Source organism: Advenella mandrilli, assembly GCF_016595155.1.
Lineage (GTDB): Bacteria > Pseudomonadota > Gammaproteobacteria > Burkholderiales > Burkholderiaceae_B > Advenella > Advenella mandrilli.
Window position 1 is genome coordinate 109109 of record NZ_JAENGP010000008.1, and the last position, 24342, is coordinate 133450.

Consider the following 24342-nt stretch of genomic DNA (forward strand, 5'->3'; position numbering starts at 1 on the left):
GAAATCATACGAGATAATCCTTGATTGTTGAATGAGAATGATTATTAAATAGATTGCTAAGAATTAAAGCATATAATCTATTTTTTTTAAAGTAAATAATAGCTATCCTTGCTGATATATTTACAGTATTATTTATTGGTACCTGTTTCAGTAACAAATATGCCATTGGTCTACAAAGGGGATCTCATGAACAAACAAATCATTCAAACAGATAAAGCACCTGCAGCAATTGGTCCATATTCACAGGCTGTTGTTGTTCCGGTTGGCAGCACGGTGTATTTGTCAGGCCAAATCGGTCTTGACCCTACTACGGGTGATCTGGTTTCTGAAAATTGCGAAGAACAAGTCAGGCAGGCATTTGCCAACATGACCGCGATTATTCATGCAGCAGGCGGTTCCTTGAACAGCATCGTCAAGCTTACCCTTTTTGTGACCGATATCCGTAATTTTGGTATTGTAAATACGGTCATGTCCGAGCTTATTCCACAACCTTTTCCGGCCCGTTCAACGGTAGAAGTCAGTGCGTTGCCTAAAAATGCCCAATTTGAAGTTGAAGCTATTATTGTTGTGTAAACCAGTTTTTTAATGGGTCAATTTTCAAGGTGTCAGCCAGCGTAGTTCCCCAATCATCCAGGTCCGGGCTGTTGGATAAAAAATTCAAGTCATTGGGTCTGGAATACGATTTTGATTTTGTCCTTCATTTGCCATTACGCTATGAAGATGAAACCGCCATCCATAAAATAAGCCAGATATATCCTGGCCAGAGCGTACAGCTTGAAGGGGTGGTAACCCATTCAGAAGTGGTTTTCAAGCCCAGGAAGCAACTGCTTGCCACGTTTAAGGATGATACCGGGCAAATTTCCCTGCGCTGGATTCATTTTTATCCAAGCCAGCAAAAAATGCTTGAAAAAGGCGGGCTTGTTCGTATTCGCGGAGAAGTGCGTGGCAGCAGCATGTGGGGGTTTGAATTAATCCACCCCAAAATGAGTAAGGCCGGAGAAGCCTTGCCCAAAACTCTGACACCGGTTTATCCCACCACCGAAGGGTTAGCCCAGCCCAGCATCAGGAAGGCGGTTTTGGAGGCCTTGTCACGAACCGTTCTTGCCGACACCTTACCCGAAGCTATCCAACAAAAATACTTACTGCCCAATTTTGCACAGTCCATTCAAGCCTTGCATCATCCGGCAGTTGGCACAGACCCTGATGAATTAACCCAAAAATTGCATCCTGCCTGGTTAAGAATCAAGTTTGATGAACTGTTAGCCCAACAGTTGGCGTTGGCAGCGGCAAGAGCGGCCCGACAGCAAAAAAAATCATTTCCCATGCAGATTCAGCCAGGAGAACTGGCTGCCGGTTTGTTAAAGGGGCTAGAGTTTTCATTAACCGCCGCCCAGCAAAAAGTCATTGCTGAAATCAACCATGATTTACAGCGGGAATACCCCATGCACCGTTTACTGCAAGGGGATGTGGGTAGCGGTAAAACCATTGTGGCCGGCATGGCGGCGGCAACCGTCCTGGAAAATGGTTTTCAGGTTGCCATTATGGCACCTACCGAAATCCTGGCCGAGCAGCATTTCATCAAAATGAAAAAATGGTTTGAACCATTGGGTATTGAAGTGGCCTGGTTAAGTGGCAGCCTGCGGACCAAAGCCAAACAGGAAGCGACCAATGCCATTGCCAGTGGCCAGGCACAACTTATTATTGGTACCCAGGCCTTAATTCAAAAAAATATTAATTTCCATCGTTTGGGCTTGATGATTGTTGATGAACAGCATCGCTTTGGGGTGGGGCAACGCTTAAGCTTAAGCCGCAAAGGAGAGCATCTGCTGCAAAACCAGTATATGGTGCCTCATCAGCTTAATATGAGTGCGACACCTATTCCACGTTCATTGGCAATGACTTTTCTGGCCGATCTTGAAGTTTCGGTGATTGACGAACTGCCGCCAGGGCGCACCCCTGTTGTGACTAAACTGTTCTCTGATAACCGGCGGGATGAGTTGCTGGAACATGTCCGGCAAGAAGTTAAAAACGGTCGTCAGGTGTACTGGGTCTGTCCTTTAGTGGAAGAAAGTGAGGCCTTGCAACTGCAAACCGCTGTAGATACCCATGCCCGTTTGCAAGAAGAGCTGGATGATGTACGCAGTGGTTTATTGCACGGAAGGCTTAATACACAGGAAAAAGCCAACGTCATGGCGGCTTTTGTACAGCATGAGCTTGATCTGCTGGTGGCCACAACAGTTATTGAAGTTGGGGTTGATGTACCTAATGCGTCGTTAATGATTATTGAACATGCCGAACGTTTTGGTTTGGCCCAGTTGCATCAGTTGCGCGGCAGGGTAGGAAGAGGGCAAGTCAATTCCGTTTGTGTCCTGCTTTACCAGCAGCCGCTTTCCAAAGTGGCTTCGCAACGACTTAAAGCTATGTACGAAACGACTGACGGGTTTGAAATTGCCCGGCGTGATCTTGAACAAAGAGGCCCGGGAGAATTTCTGGGCGTTCGTCAGTCGGGGCTGGCCTTGTTACGATTTGCTGACATAGAGGCGGATTACCAAATTGTGGAGCAGGCCAGGGAAGCCGCTAAAGAATTGCGTGAAAATTATCCCGAAGCGGTGGAAAAACACCTTCATCGCTGGATGCGAGGAAAAGAAGATTATATTCGCACCTGATATTTGGTCATATTTCGTGTTGATTTAACGTAATTTAGTACTTATATTGACAAGATTACAGTTTTGTGTCCATCTCGATAGTTTAAATTTGTTAAAATAATAGAGAAAATCTATTACTAGGGAAAGATTGTGACACTTACTGAACTGAAATACATTATTGCCGTTGCACGGGAACGCCATTTTGGCCGTGCCGCAGAAGCATGCTTTGTGAGTCAGCCTACGCTTTCAGTCGCCATTAAAAAATTGGAAGAGGAACTGGGCGTTACTATTTTCGAGCGTGGGGGCAGTGAAGTGGGCGTTACACCAATTGGCATGCGCATCATATCCCAGGCACAAAAAGTCCTTGAAGAAAGTGCCAACTTAAAAGAAATTGCCAGACAGGGTCATGATCCTTTGGCAGGGCCGCTAAAAGTAGGCATTATTCATACCATTGGCCCTTATCTTTTACCCAAGCTTATTCCGGTACAAATCCAGCAAACCCCGCAAATGCCCCTTATCCTGCAGGAAAATTTTACGGTTCGTCTGCTGGAACTGTTACGTCAAGGAGAACTTGACTGTGCCATTATGGCATTGCCTTTGCCAGATGCCGGGCTTGAAATGATGACTTTGTACGACGAAGATTTTATTGTAGCGGTACCCGCCAATCATAAGTGGGCCACTGAACAATCACTTAGTGCTGAAGACCTTAAACAGGAAACCATGCTTTTGCTGGGTTCTGGCCATTGCTTCCGTGACCAGGTTCTGGAGGTTTGTCCTGAAATGTCCCGTTTTTCGGCTGCTGATGATGGTATCCAGCGTTCTTTCGAAGGCTCCTCGCTTGAAACCATCCGGCACATGGTTGCAGCAGGTCTGGGTATTACCTTATTGCCCGTTAGCGCGGTCGCAGAGAAACCGGTGTCAGAAAATGATCTGGTTAAATATATTCCCATTACAAAACCGGTTCCCAATCGTCGTATTGTATTGGCATGGCGTCGCAGCTTTACCAGAAGTGCAGCTATCGATGCCCTGGCACAAGCGGTTTTTTCTTGTGAGTTGCCGGGTGTAAAAATGCTACCTAATGAAAAATACCAGGCTTTATCGGTAGTTTTAGCCTAAATCATACAGTTTTGCTAACGATTGCGGGGGTTGTCAAACGCCTGACATAGTCCTTTATTACGCTAAGACATGTTTTTATGTAACCTGTCAATAAAGGATTTACCCCATGAGCGATCTTGATCGTGACGATATTCCAAGTAACAGCAGCAAAGCTGAGTCATTGAATGAGTTGTTGGGAAAGCAGCAGGCCCGTCGTGGCTTTTTAAAAGCAGGTGCGGGTGCCAGCACCATGGCGTTTTTTGGTCTTTCCCTTAATACAGCTGCCGCCAGTGCGCAGTCTGCCGCGGCCGGTTCTGCCGCTCCTGTTTCCGCCATGAGCTTCAAGGCCGTAGCGGCAAGCACAGATGATAAAATCGTGGTTCCCGAAGGTTACCGTTATGCGGTCATCAACCGTTGGGGAGATCCTTTATTTACCGACTCTCCCAAATGGAAAGGCGATGCCACTGATGACGCCGCTGCTCAGGCCAGGCAAATGGGTGACAACCATGACGGCATGCACTATTTTCCCATTAATGGCAGCAGCACCGAAGGCCTGATGGTTACCAATCATGAATACATTAATCCAGCCTATTTCTTTCCGGCCAATGTGCGTGTTGCCGGTGAAAACTGGAATGAAGACTGGGTTAAAAAATCACAACGGGCACAAGGCGTTAGCGTAAAACATATTCGGCATGATGGCAAAGACTGGAAAACGGTTCTTGATTCCAACTATAACCGCAGCATTAATGCCCTTGATGCAGAAATGGTTCTTACCGGGCCCGCAGCGGGCCATGCACTATTGAAAACCAATGCGGACCCAAGCGGTACCGTCGTATTTGGGACATTTGGCAACTGCGGCAACGGTTATACCTTGTGGGATACCTACCTTACCTGTGAGGAAAACGTTACCGATTATTTTGGTACCGAAAAAGAAGGGGTTCAAAGCAGTACCCTGATGCAGCGCTACGGCGTGGCCACCAAAGCGTCTAATGATAGCTACCGATGGGAAACCCATGACAAGCGGTTTGATGTGGCCGAAGAGCCCAACGAATGGATGCGTCACGGCTGGATTGTTGAAATTGATCCTTTCGATCCTGAATCAAAACCTCGGAAACTGACTGCCCTGGGTCACTTCAAGCATGAAAATGCCGCCATGACCCTGGCTGCCGATAAGCGTGTTGTGGTTTATATGGGCGATGACCAACGCAGCGAATATATTTATAAATTCGTCTCGGATGACAAGTTTGATCCGGCCAACAAAGCGGCTAACCGCACCTTGCTGGACAAGGGAACATTGTATGTTGCCCGGTTTACTGATGGCGAACAGGCAGGAGACCTGAAAGGAAAAGGGGAATGGATTGCCCTAACCCTTGATACGGTTGGCCTGAATGGTAAAAAACTGGGTGAGTTGTTCACGGATCAGGGTGAATTGTTGGTTAAAACCCGTCTGGCTGCAGATGCCGTGGGCGCAACCCCCATGGACCGTCCCGAATGGATTGCCGTTCATCCTCATACCCAGGAAGTGTATGTTACCTTAACCAATAACTCGGATCGCGGTAGTGATAAGGAACGTAAAGGTACAAACGGCTTGAAGCATCCTGGCATTGATGATGCTAACCCACGCGCCAAAAACCCCTATGGCCAGATCGTTCGCTGGAATGAGTCAGGCAAGGATGCCGCTGCCAGTGAGTTTGACTGGGATGTGTTTGTGCTGGCAGGAAACCCTGACGTTCATAAAGAGCCCGCTAACTTGATGGCAGGCACACCAAACATCTCTGCCCAGAACCTGTTCAATAGCCCGGATGGCCTTGCATTTGATAAAGACGGCCGTTTGTGGATCCAGACAGACGGCAATTTTTCTGACGCAGGCAATTTTGCCGGTAATGGAAACAACCAGATGCTGGTTGCCATTCCAGAAACAGAAGCAGGTAAGGGTGAAATCCGCCGTTTCCTGGTTGGTCCTTCCGGATGTGAAATTACCGGTATTACCTGGACACCCGATTACAAAGCTGTTTTTGTTAACGTCCAGCACCCTGGTGAATATGGCAAACACCCACGAGCACCAAAGGTGACGCCTCAGGAAGCACCAATGGCATTTTCCAAATGGCCCATGGATGATAACGAAGACAAGGAAGGCAGTGGCGGACGTCCTCGTTCTGCTACGGTTGTTGTCTGGCGTGAAGATGGTGGCGTAGTGGGTGCTTAACGCTTACACTTAAGTTGCCGTTTATAACGACGTTTGTGAAATCACCCCCCTCTTTTTTGTGCAGGGGGGTGATTTTTTTGCTTGTTTTTACCGGGGGTTTTGCGGGTTAATGCCATATACAAAACGGCCTGCTTCAGTGTATGCTTACAAAGTGATTGTTATACTAATTGGAGATTGAATAAATGAGTAAATCATTCCGCTTTTCTTTGTTGGCATCCGCCTTGGGTCTTTCAATGTCAATGGGCATGGCCCAGGCAGAAAATGTCAAGATTGCTGTGGTGGGCCCGTTAACGGGTCCCGTTACGCAATATGGTGATATGGTACGTGAGGGTGTCAGGACCGCTGTTGAAATTACCAATGCCGCTGGTGGTGTTAATGGCAAGCAAATTCAATTGATTGAAGTTGATGATGCCTGCGAACCCAAGCAGGGGCCCATTGCCGCGAACAGTGTTGTCAACCAGGAAATCGGTTTTGTGGTGGGCCCGGTTTGTTCGGGTGCAACCGTTGGCGGAGCCGCAGTTTATGATGAGCAGGGCGTGGTCATGGTTACGCCTTCTGCCACGGCACCTAACGTAACCGATGGCAAGAATTTCACCTTTGTTTTCCGCACAATCGGGCGTGATGACCAGCAAGGTCCGGCTGCCGCCAAATACATTATTGACACTGTCAAACCTAAAAAAGTGGCTATTTTGCATGACAAGCAATCTTACGGCCAGGGTATTGCCAGCTCAGTTCAGGATAACCTTAAAAAAGCCAATGTAGAAGTATCCTTGTTCGAGGGTATTAATGCCGGTGAATCTGATTACTCTTCGGTTATTACCAAAATGAAATCCCAAGGGGTTGATTTTGTATATTATGGTGGCTATCACCCCGAGATGGGCCTGTTAATGCGTCAGGCGGCCGAGCAAGGCCTTGGTGTGACCTTCATGGGCCCAGAAGGCTCTGGTAACCCGGAAATTAACGCGATTGCTGGTGATGCGGTTGAGGGTATGCTGTTAACATTGCCCGCCGACTATTCCAGTCTGCCAGAAAACCAGGATATTGTTAAAGCCTTTACAGAAAAAGGCCGCAATGCAGCCGGTGCGTTCCAGTTAACCTCTTATGCGGCTACCCAGGCTATTATCAAAGCGATGCTTGAAACCAATAGCACCGATCCTGAGAAAGTGGCTGAATATCTGCATGCCAACTCTGTGCCCACTGTTATTGGTGACCTAAGCTGGAATGAGCAAGGCGATCTTAAAGATTTTAAATTTGATATTTATACCTGGCATAAAGACGGCAGTAAAACGGCTGTGAAATAATCCAGACATATTCCTTTAAACACGAAAAACGCTATCTACATCAGGTAGCGTTTTTTAATGCATTTTCAATTTAAATGGTTTTTACTGAATTTATGCATTGGCTTAAAAACTGGCTTTGCAATGCAGTCAACGGGTTTAATTTAAACGGTGGGTTGTTTCAGGGTCAAACCAATGCAAGGCATGATTTCCATCCGGGCGTACATAAATGATATTGCCGGGTTTAAGCGGTGCTTGTGCAGGTACATGGGCATGAACGTTTTGCCGGATAATAATATTTGTTTGATCAATCAAACCATGAATAAGCTGTTCAGATCCCAGTATTTCAACCATTTCAACTTTTACCGGTATCCCAGTCTCATGAAGCAGGCAATGTTCGGGTCTGAATCCCATAATGGCACGGTTTCTTCCTTTTATTGATGCCGGAATCTGGATGCCATTGACAGGCAAGTCTGTGCCATCTTCAGTCGTTATTTTTCCTTCATTATTAATATTGACATTAAGTAAATTCATGGGCGGAGAGCCAATGAAGCTGGCAACAAAGGTGGAGGCAGGGCGTTCGAATACTTCCATGGGGGTGCCGATTTGCTCTGCAATGCCTTTGTTCATCACAATCATGCGTTGTGCCAGGGTCATGGCTTCTACCTGATCGTGGGTGACATACAGGCTGGTTGTGTTAAGTCGGTGGTGCAGTTTTTGTATTTCAAGTCGCATTTGTACGCGTAATTTGGCGTCCAGGTTGGACAATGGCTCATCAAACAGGAAAACTTTTGGTTCGCGAACAATGGCCCTGCCCATGGCCACCCGCTGACGCTGGCCCCCTGACAATTGCTTGGGGCGACGGTCAAGCAAGTGGTCCAGTTCAAGTATTTCCGCCGTTTGCTGAACCCGCTCCTTGATTTGTTCTTTTGACATTTTACGTATTTTCAGGCCATAGGCCATATTGTCAAAGACCGACATATGTGGGTAAAGCGCGTAGTTCTGGAATACCATGGCAATATCCCGCTGTGCCGGTTCAAGTTGCTTGATACTGTGCGCATCGATCTGGATATCGCCTTCGGTTACCGTTTCAAGGCCAGCGACCATGCGCATCAGGGTTGATTTACCGCAGCCTGAAGGACCAACAATAACAATAAATTCTCCGTCTTTGATATCTATGCTAATGCCGTGGATAACGGCCACATTGCCCGGATAGGTTTTTTTGACATTTTTAAAGCTGAGTGTTGCCATTGTGAATAATCCTTTTCTATTTTTCTGAATCTACCAGGCCTTTAACAAACCATTTTTGCATGAGTACAACCACCAGACCAGGTGGAATCATGGCAAGCAGGGCGGTTGCCATAACCAGGTTCCATTCGGTAACGCTATCACCACCACCAATCATGGTTTTGATGCCCACCACAATGGGCGTCATGTCTTCAGAGGTTTTCATGACCAGTGGCCATAAGTACTGGTTCCAGCCATAGGTAAACTGAATGACGAAAAGCGCGGCAATGCTGGTTTTGGACAAGGGAAACAGAATGTCCTTGAAAAAACGGATGGGGCCGGCGCCATCAATGCGGGCGGCCTCGACCAGTTCGTCGGGGATAGTAAGGAAAAACTGCCTGAACAGGAAAGTCGCGGTGGCAGAGGCAATAAGCGGTAGGGTTAGCCCGGCGTAAGAGTTGGTGAGCCCTAATCCGGCAACCACTTCAAAGGTGGGGGAAATACGAACTTCTACAGGCAGCATCAGGGTGATGAAAATCATCCAGAAACAAAGCATGCGAAACGGGAAACGGAAATACACCACGGCAAATGCCGAGAGCATGGAAATGCTGATTTTTCCAATAGAGATAATCATGGCTATCACAAACGACACCCATAGCATGTTGCCAACCGGTGTGGTTTGTACTGAACTGCCCGTAAATAGTACTTGCGCGTAGTTTTCAAGGAAGTGTGTGCCAGGAAGCAGGGAAATGGGGGCACTAGTCACTTCCCGGGCGGTTTGGGTAGAGGCAACAAAAGCAATGTAAAGCGGGAAGGCAACAATAATCAAACCAATAAGCAGGATCAGGTGCGCCAGTAAATCAAGCCAGGGACGACGTTCAATCATAATGAATTCCTTTTTGGGCAGGACTAATATTGCACTTTGCGATCAACATAACGGAATTGCACAATGGTTAATAAAATAACAATAAACATCAGAATGACGGATTGCGCACCGGAAGAACCATAATCAAATGATTTGAACGCGGTTTTATAAACGTTGTAAACCAGAATATTGGTTGAGTTGCCTGGGCCGCCTTGCGTGGTGGTGTCAATAATGGCGAAGGTTTCAAAAAAAGCATAGACCATGTTAATAACCAGCAAAAAGAAGGTTGTTGGTGATAACAATGGAAAAATGATGGTCCAGAAACGACGGGCTGGTGAGGCCCCATCAATGGCAGCCGCTTCAATAAGTGATCGGGGAATGGATTGCAGGCCAGCCAGAAAGAACAGGAAATTGTAGGAGATCTGTTTCCAGACGGCCGCCATCGTCACCAGAATCATGGCATCGGTAGAGTCCAGTCGCGGGTTCCAGTCCAGGCCCATTTCGGTAAGGTAAACAGCCAATGTACCCACCGAAGGTGAAAACAGGAATGCCCACAGTACACCGACGACGGCAGGCGCCACCGCGTAAGGCCAGATCAGCATGGTTTTGTAAAGCATGGCCCCTTTAATCACCCGGTCGGCCATAACAGCCAGCATCAGTGATATTGACAAACCAATAACAGCAACGGCTATAGAAAAAACAAAGGTGACCTTGAATGAGTCGTAATAGTAAGAATCATTGAAGAGTGCAGTGTAATTGTCTAGCCCAACAAACTGTTGGTCACCGCCAAAAGCGGATTCGATGAAAAATGATTGCCAGATTGCCTGACCGGCAGGCAGGAAAAAAAATATCACCGTAATCAGAAGTTGGGGTGCAAGCAGGAGGTAGGGCAATAACTTATGATTAAAAACGACGCGTTTTTCCATTATGCCTCTTGATAAAAAATAGCGATAAACAGCGGGCAACTATGGTTTTGCCCGCTGTTTAAGCAGGTGGGCGCTAATTATTTATTGCTGTTTTCAAAGCGTTGCAGCAGTTCGTTGGCACGCTTTTGCATGTTTTCCAGACCTTCTTCAACAGAGACTTTCTGGGCAAAGATGTTTTCCATTTCAGCGTCCTGGATGTCGCGGATTTGCGGCAGGAAGCCTAAACGTACACCACGGGACTCGTCAGTGGTTTCAACGTTTAGCTGAATGAAAGGAACATCGGTACCCGGGTTTTTGTCATAGAAACCCGACTCTTTGGTAAGGTCATAGGCCGCTTTGACCACAGGAACATAACCGGTGTCCTGGTGCCATTTGGCAGCCACTTCGGGTGATGAGATATATTGGAAGAATTCAGTTATGCCTTTGTTGACATCGGGCGATTTATTATTGAATACCCACAAGGAAGCACCACCAATGACGCTGTTTTGGGGGGCACCGGGCACGTCGTCATAGTAGGGTAGGGTGGAAATGCCAAATTTGAATGGCGCGTTTTTGCTGAAATTGGCGCGTGATCCGCTTGATCCGGTAAACATGGCACATTTACCTGAGGAAAACAGGGCGTTGGCGGCATCACCACGGCCACCGTAAGTAAATGTACCGTCTTTGGCCATTTCGTTCAGGAAAGTGAAATGTTTGACAAAGCCGTCTTTGTTTAACTCAATACGGGCATCAAGACCATCGAAACCGTTATTTTTGCTGGCATAGGGCAAATTATGCAAGGCAGAGAAGTTTTCAACCAATACCCATGAGGGCCAGGCGGTTGTATACCCGCACTCAATACCGGCGTCTTTAAGCTTTTTGGCTGCTTCATGGATTTGGGTATAGGTTTTAGGAGGAGCATTTGGGTCAAGACCTGCTTTTTCAAAGAGGTCTTTGTTGTAATAGAAAACGGGCGTAGAGCTGTTAAAAGGCATGGAAGCCAGTTTTCCGTTTGGCTCGGAGTAATAACCTGCAATACCGGGAACAAAGTTTTTCGGGTCAATCGGGTTGCCGACTTCTTCTGACATTTCCTGAATGGGTTTAATGGCACCTTTGGAGAACATCATGGTTGCCGTACCTACTTCAAAGACCTGAATAATATCCGGAGCCTGGCCAGCCCGGTAGGCGGCAATGCCTGCATTCATGGATTCGCCATAGGCGCCTTTATAGGTAGGGTTTATTTTGTAATCGGATTGTTGTTGATTGAAATCGTTAACAATTTCGTTAACCCGTTCTCCAAGGGGGCCTTCCATGGAGTGCCAGAAATTGATGTCTGTTGCAGCATGAGCGCTGAAGCTGGCCAAGGTAAAAACGCTGCCCAGGATCATTGCCGATTTTTTGACTCGCATGTTACTTTCTCCGGTTATTTAATAACTACATTTTTTTGAATAGTTACTTCAGAAGTAAAGCAAAGATATTATGACTTGTTTATTACGATACGATGAATTTATAACCATTACTGAAGTTTTGCAAGCGCTTTAACTTCTTATCTTCGCTTAAATCGGGGGGGATTTTTCCTGTGAGAAACTCAAGCCCGGGCGCAAGCGTGTTCTTGGCGTCATTGGTATCCCTGCTAGAGCGTCGTATTACAGGTATGACTGAGCGGGATTTTATGGCTGATATGATAGAATCACACCATCTTATTTTTGCTTGGCCAGCGCTGGTTTTAGTTTGGATACTTTTTAAAACCGGGCTTTTCTCATAGAGTAAATTTTTTTATGAAACAAAATACCAAAATCGCCTTTATAGGCGGAGGCAATATGGCCATGGCCATGGCCAGCGGCATGATTGGCACAGTCTGCCAGGCCGAAGATATTCTGGTGATAGACATCAATACAGCTGGGCATGATCGCTGGCTTCAAAAGGGTGTTAAAACAAGTAGCCAGGTTAGCACCGACCTTGCGCAATGCAAGGTCTGGATTTACGCCGTCAAGCCACAAAACATACATGAAGCCATTGAAGGCAGCAAAATTCATTTACAGTCCGATACCCTGGTTATTAGTATTGCAGCGGGCTTGAATACACAATCCCTGTCCGCCTGGCTGGGGTCTCAGGATAATCCATGGCCTGGTTTGGTTCGGGTTATGCCCAATACGCCTGCTTTAATAGGCAAAGGGGTTACCGGTTTATATGCAATGGCATCACTGGGGGAAAAAGACGTTTTGCTGGCAGAACAAATTCTGACCTCAATTGGTTCAGTGGTTCGAGTTCACGATGAAAGCCTGCTTGATGCCGTAACCGCACTTTCAGGCAGTGGTCCGGCCTATGTGTTTTTATTAATAGAATCCCTGGTGGGCGGCGCCATGGCATTAGGCCTTGATGACAAGCAGGCCAAGAAACTGGCGATTGAAACCATTTTGGGTTCGGCAGAGCTTGCTGCTGTGTCAGACCAGGAACCCGCTGCCCTGCGTGAGAATGTCACCTCCAAAGGCGGCACAACGGCCGCTGCGCTGGCAGTGTTCGAGCAGCACAATTTCAGGGAAACGGTTAAACAGGCCATGCAGGCCGCTTCTGACAGGGCTATTGAAATGGCTGGGGAATTGGGTAAATCTTAATGAAACGAAGTGGTTACTTTGATCAAATATCGTCTTTGCAGGCTTTGCTTGCCATTGTGCTAATGAGCCTTATTGTGGTGGCTTCCAACGTACTGGTCCAGCCACAGTTTCATATTAATGAATGGCTTACCTGGGGAGCATTAACCTATCCGGTATCTTTTCTGGTTACTGATTTACTTAATCGCCGTTTTGGTCCGCAAGTGGCCAGAAAAATAGTACTGGTGGGTTTTGTAGTTGCGATTATCGTTTCATATTTACTGGCCGATGCCCGTATTGCCATCGCTTCAGGCAGTGCATTTTTATTTGCCCAGTTAGGTGATATTTTTATTTTCGACAAAATGCGGTCGCTAAGCTGGTGGAAAGCGCCATTTATAGCGGGTGTTTTGGCGTCAGTTACTGACACCTTTCTGTTCTTTGCCCTGGCGTTTGCCGGTACTGTAGTGCCTTGGGTGTCACTGGCATTGGGTGATATGGTGGTAAAACTGCTGGTCAGTACCTGTTTACTGCTCCCGTTCAGAATGCTGATGTGGAACATCGGGAAACCCAAAAATTGTACGGTTTAAGGCGGTTCTAATGGTTTTCAGGGCTTTACCCACCAACAGATTTTGTCTATCCTTTTGGGACTTACTTTTATTGGTATAACGAGAAAAAAAATGCAAGAATTCTTACCTCAGTTTATCCAGCAGCTGTTTAACGGCTTGTCGCTGGGTGCCATCTATGCATTGATTGCGATTGGCTACACTATGGTGTATGGCATCATTGGCATGATCAACTTTGCCCATGGTGAAATTTACATGATTGGCGGTTACGTAGGGCTGGTAACGCTGTCGGCGATTGGCGTCAATAGCGGCCTGCCTATTGCCGTTATTATTCTTTGCATGGTTCTGGTTGCCGTGGCCGTAACGGCTGTTTACGGTTATTCGGTAGAAAGAATCGCTTACCGGCCTGTACGGGGTGGCCCAAGGTTGGTGGCACTTATTACGGCTATTGGTATGTCCATTTTTTTGCAAAACTGGGTGGCAATTGGCCAGGGATCGCGAGATATGGCCGTTCCCAACCTTATTCCAGGCGCCTTGCAGTTTACCGTTGGGGCCTCTGATTTTACCGTAACGGTCACTTACGCCAGGCTTCTTATTATCACCACGGTTTTCTTCCTGATGGTTGGCCTTACTTTTTATATCAAGAACTCCAGAATGGGCCGGGCCTCGCGTGCCTGTTCCCAGGATATGCATATGGCCAACCTGTTAGGTATTGATACCAACAAGGTTATTTCCTTTACGTTTATTCTGGGTGCCATGCTGGCTGCCGTTGGAGGGGTGCTTATTGCCTTAACCATTGGCAAGCTTAATCCATTTATTGGCTTTATTGCCGGTATCAAGGCATTTACGGCTGCGGTACTGGGTGGAATTGGCAGTATTCCCGGGGCTATCCTGGGTGGGCTTTTATTAGGCGTGGCTGAAACAATGGCCGCGGCTTATTTGTCTTCCCAATACAAGGACATTGTTGCCTTTGGCCTGCTGATTTTCATTTTGCTGTTCAGGCCTAGTGGTTTGTTGGGTAAACCCGAAGTGGAAAAAGTGTAATGAATAATATAAAAAGTGCATTTTTTGCGGCCTTTTTAACAGGCATCATGATTGTTCCCATATTTGGGCTAAAACTTGAACGTAAGGGTATCAGCACTGAAATTGTTCCTCACTGGAGCATTGTGCTGTGGGGCATGTCCATTGTATTTGTGGTGCAATTGTTAAAACCTTATCTATTCAAAAAAAGACCGGGTGTACGTTTTAACTTGCCCCAACTGCCTTCACTTAATCCAAAGTCCAGTGCCCTGTTGTTGGGGCTGGTTTTTGTGGTGGCCGTGATCTGGCCATTTTTCAGTGGGCGCGGCCAGGTTGATATTGCCACCCTGGTGCTCATTTACGTCATGCTTGCGCTTGGCCTTAATATTGTGGTGGGTTTTGCCGGCTTGCTGGATTTGGGCTTCGTGGGTTTTTATGCGGTAGGCGCTTATACTTATGCTTTGCTATTCCATTGGGCAGGCTGGGGTTTTTGGGAAGCCTTGCCGGTGGCGGGTATTGTGTCGGCCTTTTTCGGGTTTTTGCTGGGCTTTCCGGTTTTGCGTCTGCGGGGCGATTACCTGGCTATTGTTACCTTGGGCTTTGGGGAAATCATCCGCCTGCTGTTAATCAATCTGTATGGGTTTACCGGTGGCCCCGATGGTATTTCAGGCATACCTAAACCCACTTTTTTTGGTTATGAATTAACGCGCCGGGCGTCTGTTGAAGGCGCCCAAACTTTCCACCAGCTAATGGGCTGGAAGTTCAGTACCATGGATGTGATTATTTACCTGTACTTGATGGCATTGGTACTGGCATTTATTACCCTTATTATATCCAACCGGCTGGTTCGCATGCCAATTGGGCGCGCCTGGGAAGCCTTGCGCGAAGATGAAATCGCCTGTCGTTCATTGGGCCTGAACCCTACCCGAATCAAATTGTCCGCCTTTACCCTGGGCGCAACCTTTGCCGGTCTGGGTGGTGCGTTTTTTGCTGCACGTCAAGGGTTGGTTAACCCCGAATCATTTACCTTTATTGAGTCGGCGCTTATTCTGGCTATTGTGGTGCTGGGTGGCATGGGCTCACAAATAGGTGTGATTCTGGCTGCCATTATTTTAACGGTGCTGCCAGAGCTGGCGCGTCAGTTTGCCGAATACCGGATGCTGATTTTTGGGTTGGTCATGGTATTAATGATGGTATGGCGCCCGCAGGGCTTGCTGCCGGTAAAACGTCCGCAAGTGGAGATTCCGAATGAGTAAGAAAATATTAAGCGTTGATGGCTTGATGATGCAGTTTGGCGGATTGCTGGCGGTTGACTCGGTAAGTTTTGATGTAAGCAAAAATGAGATTTTTGCTATTATTGGTCCTAACGGAGCAGGTAAAACAACTGTATTTAATTGTGTAAGCGGTTTTTATAAACCGACGGCAGGCAGCATTACGCTAAACGGCAAGTCCATTGCCGGTTATCCAAGTCATAAAGTTGCCCAGCATGGTCTGGTACGCACTTTCCAGAATGTGCGCCTGTTCAAGCATCTTACCGTTCTGGAAAACCTGCTGGTGGCACAGCATACCCAAATTAAATCCAGCCTGTTACCCGGTTTGCTTAATTTGCCATCGTATCGTCGCTCCGAAAAGGAAGCCTTGAGTAATGCGGTAAAGTGGCTGGATTTCATGGGCTTGAGGCAATTTGCCAATCGTGAGGCGGGTAATTTGGCCTATGGACACCAGCGTCGCCTGGAAATTGCGCGTTGCATGATTACCAACCCGTGTTTGCTACTGCTTGATGAACCTGCCGCCGGCTTGAACCCGCAAGAGAAAAAAGATCTGGCCGACTTAATTAACCAGCTGCGCAATGAGTTTGATATGTCTGTGCTGTTAATTGAACATGACATGAGCCTGATCATGGGTATTTCCGACCGTATTCTGGTGATGGAGCATGGCAAGCCTATTGTGACCGATAAACCCGAAACCGTCAGAACTGATCCGCGTGTCATTAAAGCCTATCTGGGAGAAGAATAAGTGTTAAAACTGGAAAAGGTGAGTACCTATTACGGTGCTATCCAGGCATTGGATGAAGTCAGTGTTGAAGTGAATCAGGGTGAAATCGTGACGCTGATTGGGGCCAACGGAGCCGGTAAAACGACCCTGCTCATGTCGGTTTGCGGCAATCCGCGTGCCAGAAGTGGTTCTATCACATTTCTTGATGAAGATATTACCAACGAATCTACCCATAAAATCATGCAAAAAGGTATTGCCATTTCGCCGGAAGGCCGGCGGGTTTTTCCTGATATGACGGTGGCAGAAAACTTGAAAATGGGAGGCTTTTACCTGAAGCCTCATGACATTGAAGAAGGGCTGGATCACGTCTTCAAATTGTTTCCCCGTCTTAAAGAACGTGCCAGTCAGCGTTCGGGAACCATGTCCGGGGGAGAGCAGCAAATGCTGGCAATTGGTCGGGCATTAATGAGTAAGCCACGCTTGTTGCTGCTTGATGAACCCACACTGGGTTTGGCGCCTTTAATTATTGCCCAGATTTTTGAAATTATCAGAACCATTCGCGATGAAGGGGTAACCGTTTTCCTGGTAGAGCAAAATGCCAATAAGGCATTGCAGCTTGCTGACCGGGGTTACGTGCTTGAAACCGGCAAAGTGGTGCTTTCCGATACGGGTGCCAATCTATTGGTTAATGATGATGTGCGCAAGGCTTATTTGGGGCACTAATAAAAAAATATGGCGGTTTGAAACGCATTATCTGGTTTGGCTAAAAAAATCCTGGTGCCGTTTTTTACGGTTGCCAGGATTTTTTTGTTTATACCATTTAATAAATATTGGCTGTTATTTTTTGAGCTGGTATTGCCTGAAACAATATTAACAGGACCGGTGTTTAAATAATTCAGTTTTTAACGTCGACACTGGACTTTTCGGCCTGTTGGTCTTCTTGATCATGCGTATTTTCATGATTATTATTGTTTGCCTGGTTGAGATCAGCAGACCCGTTTTTGGCATCGTTATTATCATCGGTTTCATGCTGCTCAGCGACCGAATGATCCAAAGACAAGGTGAGATGGCCAGATTTTTCTTTGGCGATTCTATAAGCAGGTCTTTCCTGTACCGCGCTTAGAAAGGATTGGATATTTTGCATATCTGCGGTAATGCAGCCACGGGCTTCTGCCAGTTCCAGCGGATAACACATCTGGATGTCTGCTGCGGTAAACTGGCTGCCACAGAACCAGCCATGTTGACCCAGTTCGGTATCAATATAATTGAGCTTTTTCTCAATTTCAGGAACAACGTTTGCGTTGATGGTGCCGTTGACGGCTTTTTTAAGGATGGAACGGGCAAAAAAGGGTACACGAGTGGTACCCATTTTTAATAAAGCCTGGTGTTTGGACAATGCAGGCATAAGAGAACCTTCTGCAAAATGCATCCACATGGAATATTGGTTGTAATCAGCAGAGGCGATGGGTGGGCGCAAGCCACTGCGATCATAGTGATTCAGCAGATATTCAATAATTGCGCCTGATTCTATTAGGGTCAGGCCATTATCATTAAGTACGGGTGCCACACCCAAGGGGTGTATGTCGTGCAGGGAAGTATCCGCCTTTGAGGTTTCTGCGTTTCTGCGATGATGCTTTATTTGGTATGAAAGCCCCAACTCTTCTAAAAGCCAGACAATACGAAAAGATCTTGAAGACTCCAGGAGATGAATAGTAAGCATAATAAGACTCCGGTTTTGAAAATTAAGAGGACGATGGCAGAATATCGCGGATTTTGCCTACTAGCATTTCAGGTTCTTCGCTGTCAGAAGCCAAAAACTGGACTTTGCCATTGGCATCAAAGACGTAGATCCCACGTGCGTGCATAACTTCATAATTATTGGGATCGCTGCCGGGCTGGGGTTTTTCTATTTGGTAAGCAACACGATAGCGCCGTGCAATATCAGCAATTTGTTTTTCAGTGCCCGTCAGGCCAATAGCGCCATTATCGAAGGCATCAACGTAAGCTTGCAGAACTTCTGGCGTGTCCCGGTGTGGGTCGACACTGAGAAATATAATCTGGATATTATCGGCGTTTTCGCCGAGTATGCTTTTGACCGCAGTCAATTGCGCCATGGTGGTGGGGCAAATGTCGGGGCAGCTGGCGTAGCCAAAAAACAAAAGCACGACTTTACCCCTGACATCCTTTTCTGTAATGGTTTTGTCTTGAGCACCGTTTAAACTAAATTTTAAGTCGGGCAGCCGGCCTGTTATTTTATAAATAACACTGGGCTTGGCCAAGTCCTGTTCCTGCGCTTGGGCAGGAACAGAATGTATCAAAGCCACCGCCAATATAGATGAAAGCAGGGTTTTCTTGATCATTAAGCGAGATACCAAAATTTTATCAGGCTACTTCGGTCATGCCGCAATGCCGTAATAATGCATCGGGGCTGGGTTCACGGCCACGGAAAGCCTTGAAGGATTCTGCAGCAGGACGGGAGCCGCCAACCGCCAGGATTTCTTGCCTGAATTTGTTACCGATGATAGGGTTAAGCGTACCATGATTATCAAGGGTATTTTCTTCAAACAGGCTATAAGCATCAGATGAAAGCACTTCTGCCCATTTATAACTGTAATAACCGGCCCCATAGCCACCGGCAAATAAATGGGAAAAATTGTGTGGAAAGCGGTGCCATGCCGGAGGAATAATAACCGCTACCTCTTGACGCACTTCATTGAGGAGCGCAAGGACATCGGCAATGGAAGTTTGGCTGGTACGTTGGTGCAAAAGCATGTCAAACAGGGAAAATTCTATCTGACGCACGGTTTGCATGCCGCTTTGATAATTTTTTGCTGCCAGCATTTTCTGGTAAAGGGATTCAGGCAACGGTTCCTGGGTTTCCCAATGGCCAGACAACTTTTGCAGAACAGACCATTCCCAGCAGAAGTTTTCCATGAACTGGGAAGGCAATTCTATGGCATCCCACTCTACACTTGCAAACGGCGAGGCTGCCGGCTCATTGACCTTGGAAAGCAGCGCATGCAGGGCATGTCCTGATTCATGGAACAGGGTGATGACGTCGTCATGGGTGAGCAGGGCGGGTTTGTTGTCTTGTGGCGGGGGGAAGTTACAGGTTAGGTAAACCACCGGCGTATGCAGATTGTCGCCATGCAGGTGACGGGTGCGTTCGCTGTCTACCCAGGCACCACTTTGTTTGCCGGCACGGGCATATAGGTCAGTGTATAGATAACCAATAAGGTTATTGTTTTCTTTAACGGCATAGACAGCCACGCTTTCGTGCCAGACAGGTGCCTTGAATGGCTCAAGCTCAACATTGAACAGGGTACCAATGACATAAAACAACCCGTCAATAACTTTGGGTTCTGGCAGATACTGCTTTACTTCTTCATCGGAGTAAGCATAACGGGACTGGCGCAATTGTTCGGATACATAGGCATAGTCCCAGGGTTGGAGATCATCCATGCCTAATGACTGGCTGGCAAATTGCTTAAGCGCATCGACATCGTTTTGAGCAAAGGGTTTGGCTTTTGCGGCAAGGTTGCGCAGGAAGTCCACAACCTGAGTGGCATTGTCTGCCATGCGGGTTTCGAGGCGCATCTGGGCAAAGTCGCCGTAACCCAGCAAGTGAGCCTCTTCGGTTCTGAGTGCCAGCAGTTTTTCAATGTTTGATGAGTTGTCGAATTGGGCGTCACCTTGCTCTGATGCAATGGTGGCGTAGCCACGATAGAGTCTTTCACGCAAGGCCTGGCTTTTGGCGTATTGCATAACAGGCAGGTACGAAGGCATTTTAAGCGTGAACTTCCAGCCTTCCTTGTTTTCTGCCTGGGCGGCTTGTCTGGCGGCATTAATTGCATCTTGAGGCAAGCCTTCAAGCTCTTTTTCATCAGATACGATTAACTCCCAGGAGTCAACGGCATCCAGGGAGTTTTCGGAAAATTTTTGTGAGGTTAAGGCAATTTTTTCACTAATTTTGGCATAGCGCTCTTTGTTTTCACCTTCAAGTTCTACACCGCTAAGGCGGAAGTTTCTTAGTGCCAGTTCGATAATGCGTTTGCGGGTTGGCGTAAAATGGTTAAAGGCTTCGCATTGTGAGAGTTTGAGGTATTGCTGGTACAGTTCTTTGTTAAGGCCGATCCAGGTTGAAAATTCGGTTATTTTGGGCAGCATGGCATTGTATGCATCGCGCAACTCTGGTGTGTTAACAACCGAATTCAAATGACCGGCTACCGACCATGCCCGCCATAAGCGGGCAGAGTCGTATTCCAAAGGCTCTATGAAAGAATCCCAGGTTGGCTCTTTAACCTTTTCAACAATTTCATTAATGGCAAGACGGGTCTCGTCAAGCAGACTGTTTAATGCCGGGGCCAGATGTTCCGGCTTGATGGCACTGTAATCGATGAGTTCGGATAAGGGGGCTAATAAGGGATTGCTATTCATGGATTCTTTTAAGTTAAAGTTTACGTTCTGCGGCTTCGATGGTGTTAACCAGCAGCATGACAATGGTCATGGGGCCAACGCCACCTGGGACAGGTGTGATTGCGCCGGCAACATTCTTGGCAGAAGAAAATTCTACATCACCCTTGAGTTTACCATCTGCGCCACGGTTGATACCAACGTCGATGACAATGGCACCCGGTTTAATCATGTCACCGGTAACCATGCCAGGACGTCCGGTGGCAACCACCAGGATATCAGCGCGTTTGGTATGTGCAGCCAGATCTTTGGTTTTGGAGTTGCAAATGGTAACGGTGGCACCCGCTTTTTGCAAGAGCAGTGCCATGGGTTTGCCTACGATGTTGCTGGCCCCAATGACGACTGCTTCGGCACCGCGCAGTTCAACATTTTCAGATTCAAGCATTTTCATGACGCCATAAGGCGTGCATGGAATGAACAGGGGACGGCCAGTCATTAATGCACCCGCATTGCTGATATGAAATCCATCAACATCTTTTTCGGGGCTGATGGTTTCAATGACCTTGTTGGCGTCAAGGTTGGCAGGCAAGGGCAGTTGAACCAATATACCGTGAACGGAAGGGTCGTTATTAAGTTCTCGAATCCGGTCGCACAGGGCTTCTTCGCTTAAGCTTGCCGGGTATTGTTCGACCGATGAGTTAAGACCTAACTTGGTAAATGTATTAGCCTTGTTCCTGACATAAACCTGGGAGGCCGGGTCATCACCAACCAGAATCACGGTAAGGCCGGGAATAATATCCTTTTCTTTCAGTGCGTTGATGCGATCCGCCAGATTCAGTTTGATTGTTTCGGCGAGTTTTTTTCCGTCAATAATGCGAGCAGTCATTCAAGTGTCCTTGCGTTTCAATTACTTAGCCAGTGCCACTTTCATTAAGTCAGCGACAGTGGTTACTTCGAGTTTTTCCATAATATTGGCACGATGGGCCTCAACGGTTTTAATGCTGATATTGAGGTCATCGGCAATTTGCTTGTTAAGCCGGCCAGCGACAATTCGACCCAGTACCTGTTGTTCGCGTGATGTCAGCCGGGCAAGAAGTGCCTGATGGTTCTTTTGTTGTTCGGCAATAGAAGCCTTGTCTTGGGCCTGCACCACCATATGGGCAATGACTTCACGCAAATCGGCTTCATTGAAGGGTTTTTCCAGGAAGTCGACAGCCCCTTTTTTCATGGTTGATACTGCCATGGGCACATCACCGTGACCGGTAATAAAGACAATCGGAAGTGGGACATCCCGTTTGATGAGTTCTTCCTGCAGTTCCAGCCCTGTCATGCCAGGCATGCGAACGTCCGCAATCAGCACGCTGATGATTGACGGGTCATAGCTGTCGAGAAATTTCTCTCCACTTTCAAACGCCTGGACCTGATAGCCATTGGCTTCCAGTAACCAGCGCAGCGAATCCCTGACTGCCTCGTCATCGTCCACGATAAAAATTGTGCAATTGGTTGTTGTCATAGTTTGCTTCCTTTAATCATTGTTCTTGGTTTTGCTCTTTTGGAGCACAGGGGAGTAAGAAGCGGAATATAGTTCCGCCTTCGGGGTTTGCTTCAGCCCAGAGCCTTCCATGGTGGGATTCAATAATTGTTCTGCAAATATTGAGCCCCATGCCAAGCCCCTCTGACTTTGTGCTGAAGAATGGTTCAAATAAACGTTCCGGCTCTTTCAGGCCGTGCCCACGGTCAACAACGCGTACTTCAATTTGCTTGTCATGCAGGTAGGCATTAACGTAAAGTGAATCGACTTCACTGTTGGTCATGGCCTCGAGGCCATTTTTTACCAGATTAAGCAATACCTGTTCGATAAGAATGGGGTCAGCCAATACATTGGGCAGATTATCGGGTACGTTGGCCTCGATTTTTATGCCGCGTTTGCGGGCGTCAATATCGGCAAGATCCAGTGTATTGTCGATAATATCGGAGACGGACGTGCTTTGACGACGAGGTTCGCTTCGTTTGACGAATTCACGTATGCGGCTGATGATTTTACCGGCCCGTTCAGCCTGGTTGGCTGACTTTTCAAGGGCGGACAGGAGCTTTTCCTGGGATATATTGCCTGATTTGATCATGGCTACAATGGCCATATTGTAATTGGCAATGGCGGTTAGGGGCTGGTTTAGTTCGTGTGCCAGCGAAGAGGCCATTTCCCCCATGGTGGTAAGCCGGCTGGTAAGCTGGATTTTTTCCTGCTGGATCCGGGAGTCTTCTTCGTGTTTCCGTCTTTCGGTAATATCCCGGGCAACCTGCATGCGTACTTTTCTGCCGTCGGTCCAGATTAGCATGCGGTGGTGCACTTCAAACCAGCAGTCTGCCGACGGGGCGTACTGCTCAATAGTTATGCCACTGAAACGGCCACGGCGACCGCCCATCAGTTCGCTGTGGCCGTTTGGTTGGGAACCAAAAAGACGACGGTAGGTGCGGTTTGCAAATAACAGTTCAAGCCCGGCTGGTGTGTCTGCCACAACGGAAATGGCATCATCAAGTCCTTCAAGTACCGTCATGAAGCGTTCATGGGCGGCAGTCAGGGCCTCACGAACCCGTTTGGGCTCTGTGATGTCGGTCATGGAGGTCATCCAGCCAATTTGTTCTCCGTTGGGGTCCCGTAGGGGGGATACATACATGCGGGAAGTAAATCGTGAACCATCGCGTCGTTGGGCTTCGACTTCCAGCCCGGTACTGGGTGTTTTTCCCGACATGAGGGTGTCCAGAATACGCTGGTGTTCGTCATATTTGCCGGGTACCCAGTAGGGATAAGGAATACTTTTGCCTAATAAGTCGGCTTCGTTCCAGCCCATCATGCGACAGAAAGCCGGATTGACATAGGCAATGCGGCCTTGCATGTCCAGGACGCGCATGCCTGTAGACATGGAGTTTTCCATGGCGCGACGAAAACTGGTTTCCGCCAATAGTGCGGCTTCTGCATTTGAGCGAAAACGCGTATAGCGCCATAAAGCCAGTAAGCTGATAATAATAATAAGGGAAAGCGCCATGACAAAGAACAGCAGGCGTTCCTGTTTGGTTTCTTCATCGACGGTAACAAACATGACGCTTTCTTTGTGTATTTGCTGGAGCCAGAAGAAGCCGGTCATGACAAGCAGATACAAGACAAGCACGAATACAGGCGTAATCCAATAAAGGCCTTTTTTTGTTATTTTTGCATTGTCGTAAAACGACGAAGCCAGCAGGGATTTATTGGGCAAGTCAGACATTGATGTTACAGAAATTCTTGAAAATAAATGGGTATTGTAATAGAGACATTTACCTATGATACTGGTTTTAGGCTATCAGGTAAATTTTAATGATAGTTGTAAAAATCTCAGATAATTTCACAATATGAAAAGTTATACCATTATATAAAATTTAGCTTGTGCGAATGGTGTCAGTCTCTTAGAATGTAAGTCGCATTATTTATATTTGGCTGCCGGTAAATTGGTAGTTTGCATTGCCGTATTCTGCTTTTAAGGTACAGTGTGCTTTAATTGGGGC

The 24342-nt window shown here is 47.3% G+C and carries 21 protein-coding genes; 11 read left to right on the forward strand and 10 right to left on the reverse strand.

What is annotated here, in order from left to right; all coding sequences use genetic code 11:
• Positions 1-186 precede the first annotated feature (186 nt).
• The 5 genes from JHL22_RS08120 to JHL22_RS08140 all read left to right on the forward strand — a co-directional run bounded on the left by JHL22_RS08120 (position 187) and on the right by JHL22_RS08140 (position 7247).
• Positions 187-573, forward strand: a complete 387-nt coding sequence (locus JHL22_RS08120; RefSeq protein ID WP_200235811.1) for a Rid family detoxifying hydrolase — start codon at positions 187-189, stop codon at positions 571-573.
• A gap of 29 nt (positions 574-602) precedes the next feature.
• Positions 603-2666, forward strand: a complete 2064-nt coding sequence (recG, locus tag JHL22_RS08125; RefSeq protein WP_200235813.1) for an ATP-dependent DNA helicase RecG — start codon at positions 603-605, stop codon at positions 2664-2666.
• 129 nt (positions 2667-2795) lie between these two features.
• Entirely contained in the window at positions 2796-3761 is a 966-nt protein-coding gene (locus tag JHL22_RS08130) for a LysR substrate-binding domain-containing protein (protein ID WP_200235815.1), read from the forward strand.
• A gap of 106 nt (positions 3762-3867) precedes the next feature.
• The gene (locus JHL22_RS08135) at positions 3868-5946 is read left to right on the forward strand and encodes a PhoX family protein (RefSeq protein ID WP_200235817.1); all 2079 of its coding nucleotides are present in this window, start codon (positions 3868-3870) and stop codon (positions 5944-5946) included.
• Positions 5947-6128: 182 nt separating this feature from the next.
• Positions 6129-7247, forward strand: a complete 1119-nt coding sequence (locus JHL22_RS08140) for a high-affinity branched-chain amino acid ABC transporter substrate-binding protein (protein ID WP_200235819.1) — start codon at positions 6129-6131, stop codon at positions 7245-7247.
• A gap of 135 nt (positions 7248-7382) precedes the next feature.
• On the opposite strand, the gene JHL22_RS08145 is transcribed toward JHL22_RS08140, so the two are convergent.
• The 4 genes from JHL22_RS08145 to ugpB all read right to left on the reverse strand — a co-directional run bounded on the left by JHL22_RS08145 (position 7383) and on the right by ugpB (position 11629).
• Positions 7383-8474 (reverse strand): sn-glycerol-3-phosphate import ATP-binding protein UgpC, encoded by a 1092-nt coding sequence (locus JHL22_RS08145; RefSeq protein WP_200235821.1) that lies wholly within the window; start codon positions 8472-8474, stop codon positions 7383-7385.
• A 16-nt stretch (positions 8475-8490) separates the two neighbouring features.
• The gene (ugpE, locus tag JHL22_RS08150) at positions 8491-9336 is read right to left on the reverse strand and encodes a sn-glycerol-3-phosphate ABC transporter permease UgpE (RefSeq protein WP_200235823.1); all 846 of its coding nucleotides are present in this window, start codon (positions 9334-9336) and stop codon (positions 8491-8493) included.
• A 23-nt stretch (positions 9337-9359) separates the two neighbouring features.
• Entirely contained in the window at positions 9360-10241 is an 882-nt protein-coding gene (gene ugpA, locus JHL22_RS08155) for a sn-glycerol-3-phosphate ABC transporter permease UgpA (protein WP_200235826.1), read from the reverse strand.
• Between the two features lie 77 nt (positions 10242-10318).
• The gene (ugpB, locus tag JHL22_RS08160; protein ID WP_200235828.1) at positions 10319-11629 is read right to left on the reverse strand and encodes a sn-glycerol-3-phosphate ABC transporter substrate-binding protein UgpB; all 1311 of its coding nucleotides are present in this window, start codon (positions 11627-11629) and stop codon (positions 10319-10321) included.
• Between the two features lie 369 nt (positions 11630-11998).
• Between ugpB and proC the strand changes: the two genes are divergently transcribed.
• From proC to JHL22_RS08190, 6 genes are all read left to right on the forward strand, one after another.
• A complete protein-coding gene (gene proC, locus JHL22_RS08165) occupies positions 11999-12835 on the forward strand; it encodes a pyrroline-5-carboxylate reductase (RefSeq protein ID WP_200235830.1) in 837 nt (278 codons plus the stop codon).
• A complete protein-coding gene (locus JHL22_RS08170) occupies positions 12835-13398 on the forward strand; it encodes a queuosine precursor transporter (protein WP_200235832.1) in 564 nt (187 codons plus the stop codon). Before proC ends, JHL22_RS08170 begins: the two co-directional genes overlap by 1 nt.
• 90 nt (positions 13399-13488) lie before the next feature.
• Positions 13489-14418, forward strand: a complete 930-nt coding sequence (gene livH / locus JHL22_RS08175; RefSeq protein WP_200235834.1) for a high-affinity branched-chain amino acid ABC transporter permease LivH — start codon at positions 13489-13491, stop codon at positions 14416-14418.
• The gene (locus JHL22_RS08180; protein ID WP_200235837.1) at positions 14418-15650 is read left to right on the forward strand and encodes a high-affinity branched-chain amino acid ABC transporter permease LivM; all 1233 of its coding nucleotides are present in this window, start codon (positions 14418-14420) and stop codon (positions 15648-15650) included. Before livH ends, JHL22_RS08180 begins: the two co-directional genes overlap by 1 nt.
• Positions 15643-16410 (forward strand): high-affinity branched-chain amino acid ABC transporter ATP-binding protein LivG, encoded by a 768-nt coding sequence (gene livG, locus JHL22_RS08185; RefSeq protein ID WP_200235839.1) that lies wholly within the window; start codon positions 15643-15645, stop codon positions 16408-16410. The genes JHL22_RS08180 and livG overlap by 8 nt, the downstream gene beginning before the upstream one ends.
• Positions 16411-17112 (forward strand): ABC transporter ATP-binding protein, encoded by a 702-nt coding sequence (locus JHL22_RS08190; RefSeq protein ID WP_200235841.1) that lies wholly within the window; start codon positions 16411-16413, stop codon positions 17110-17112.
• Between the two features lie 172 nt (positions 17113-17284).
• On the opposite strand, the gene JHL22_RS08195 is transcribed toward JHL22_RS08190, so the two are convergent.
• From JHL22_RS08195 to JHL22_RS08220, 6 genes are read right to left on the reverse strand one after another with little or no spacing between them, the layout of a single operon-like run.
• Positions 17285-18109 (reverse strand): glutathione S-transferase family protein, encoded by an 825-nt coding sequence (locus tag JHL22_RS08195; RefSeq protein WP_200235843.1) that lies wholly within the window; start codon positions 18107-18109, stop codon positions 17285-17287.
• 22 nt (positions 18110-18131) lie between these two features.
• Complete coding sequence (locus tag JHL22_RS08200; protein ID WP_200235845.1) at positions 18132-18749, reverse strand: SCO family protein; 618 nt, start codon at positions 18747-18749, stop codon at positions 18132-18134.
• A gap of 22 nt (positions 18750-18771) precedes the next feature.
• Complete coding sequence (locus JHL22_RS08205) at positions 18772-20826, reverse strand: M3 family metallopeptidase (RefSeq protein WP_200235847.1); 2055 nt, start codon at positions 20824-20826, stop codon at positions 18772-18774.
• A gap of 13 nt (positions 20827-20839) precedes the next feature.
• The gene (gene folD / locus JHL22_RS08210; RefSeq protein WP_200235849.1) at positions 20840-21688 is read right to left on the reverse strand and encodes a bifunctional methylenetetrahydrofolate dehydrogenase/methenyltetrahydrofolate cyclohydrolase FolD; all 849 of its coding nucleotides are present in this window, start codon (positions 21686-21688) and stop codon (positions 20840-20842) included.
• Positions 21689-21709: 21 nt separating this feature from the next.
• The gene (locus tag JHL22_RS08215) at positions 21710-22315 is read right to left on the reverse strand and encodes a response regulator transcription factor (RefSeq protein WP_200235851.1); all 606 of its coding nucleotides are present in this window, start codon (positions 22313-22315) and stop codon (positions 21710-21712) included.
• A 16-nt stretch (positions 22316-22331) separates the two neighbouring features.
• The gene (locus JHL22_RS08220) at positions 22332-24065 is read right to left on the reverse strand and encodes a PAS domain-containing sensor histidine kinase (RefSeq protein WP_200235853.1); all 1734 of its coding nucleotides are present in this window, start codon (positions 24063-24065) and stop codon (positions 22332-22334) included.
• Positions 24066-24342: the final 277 nt, after the last annotated feature.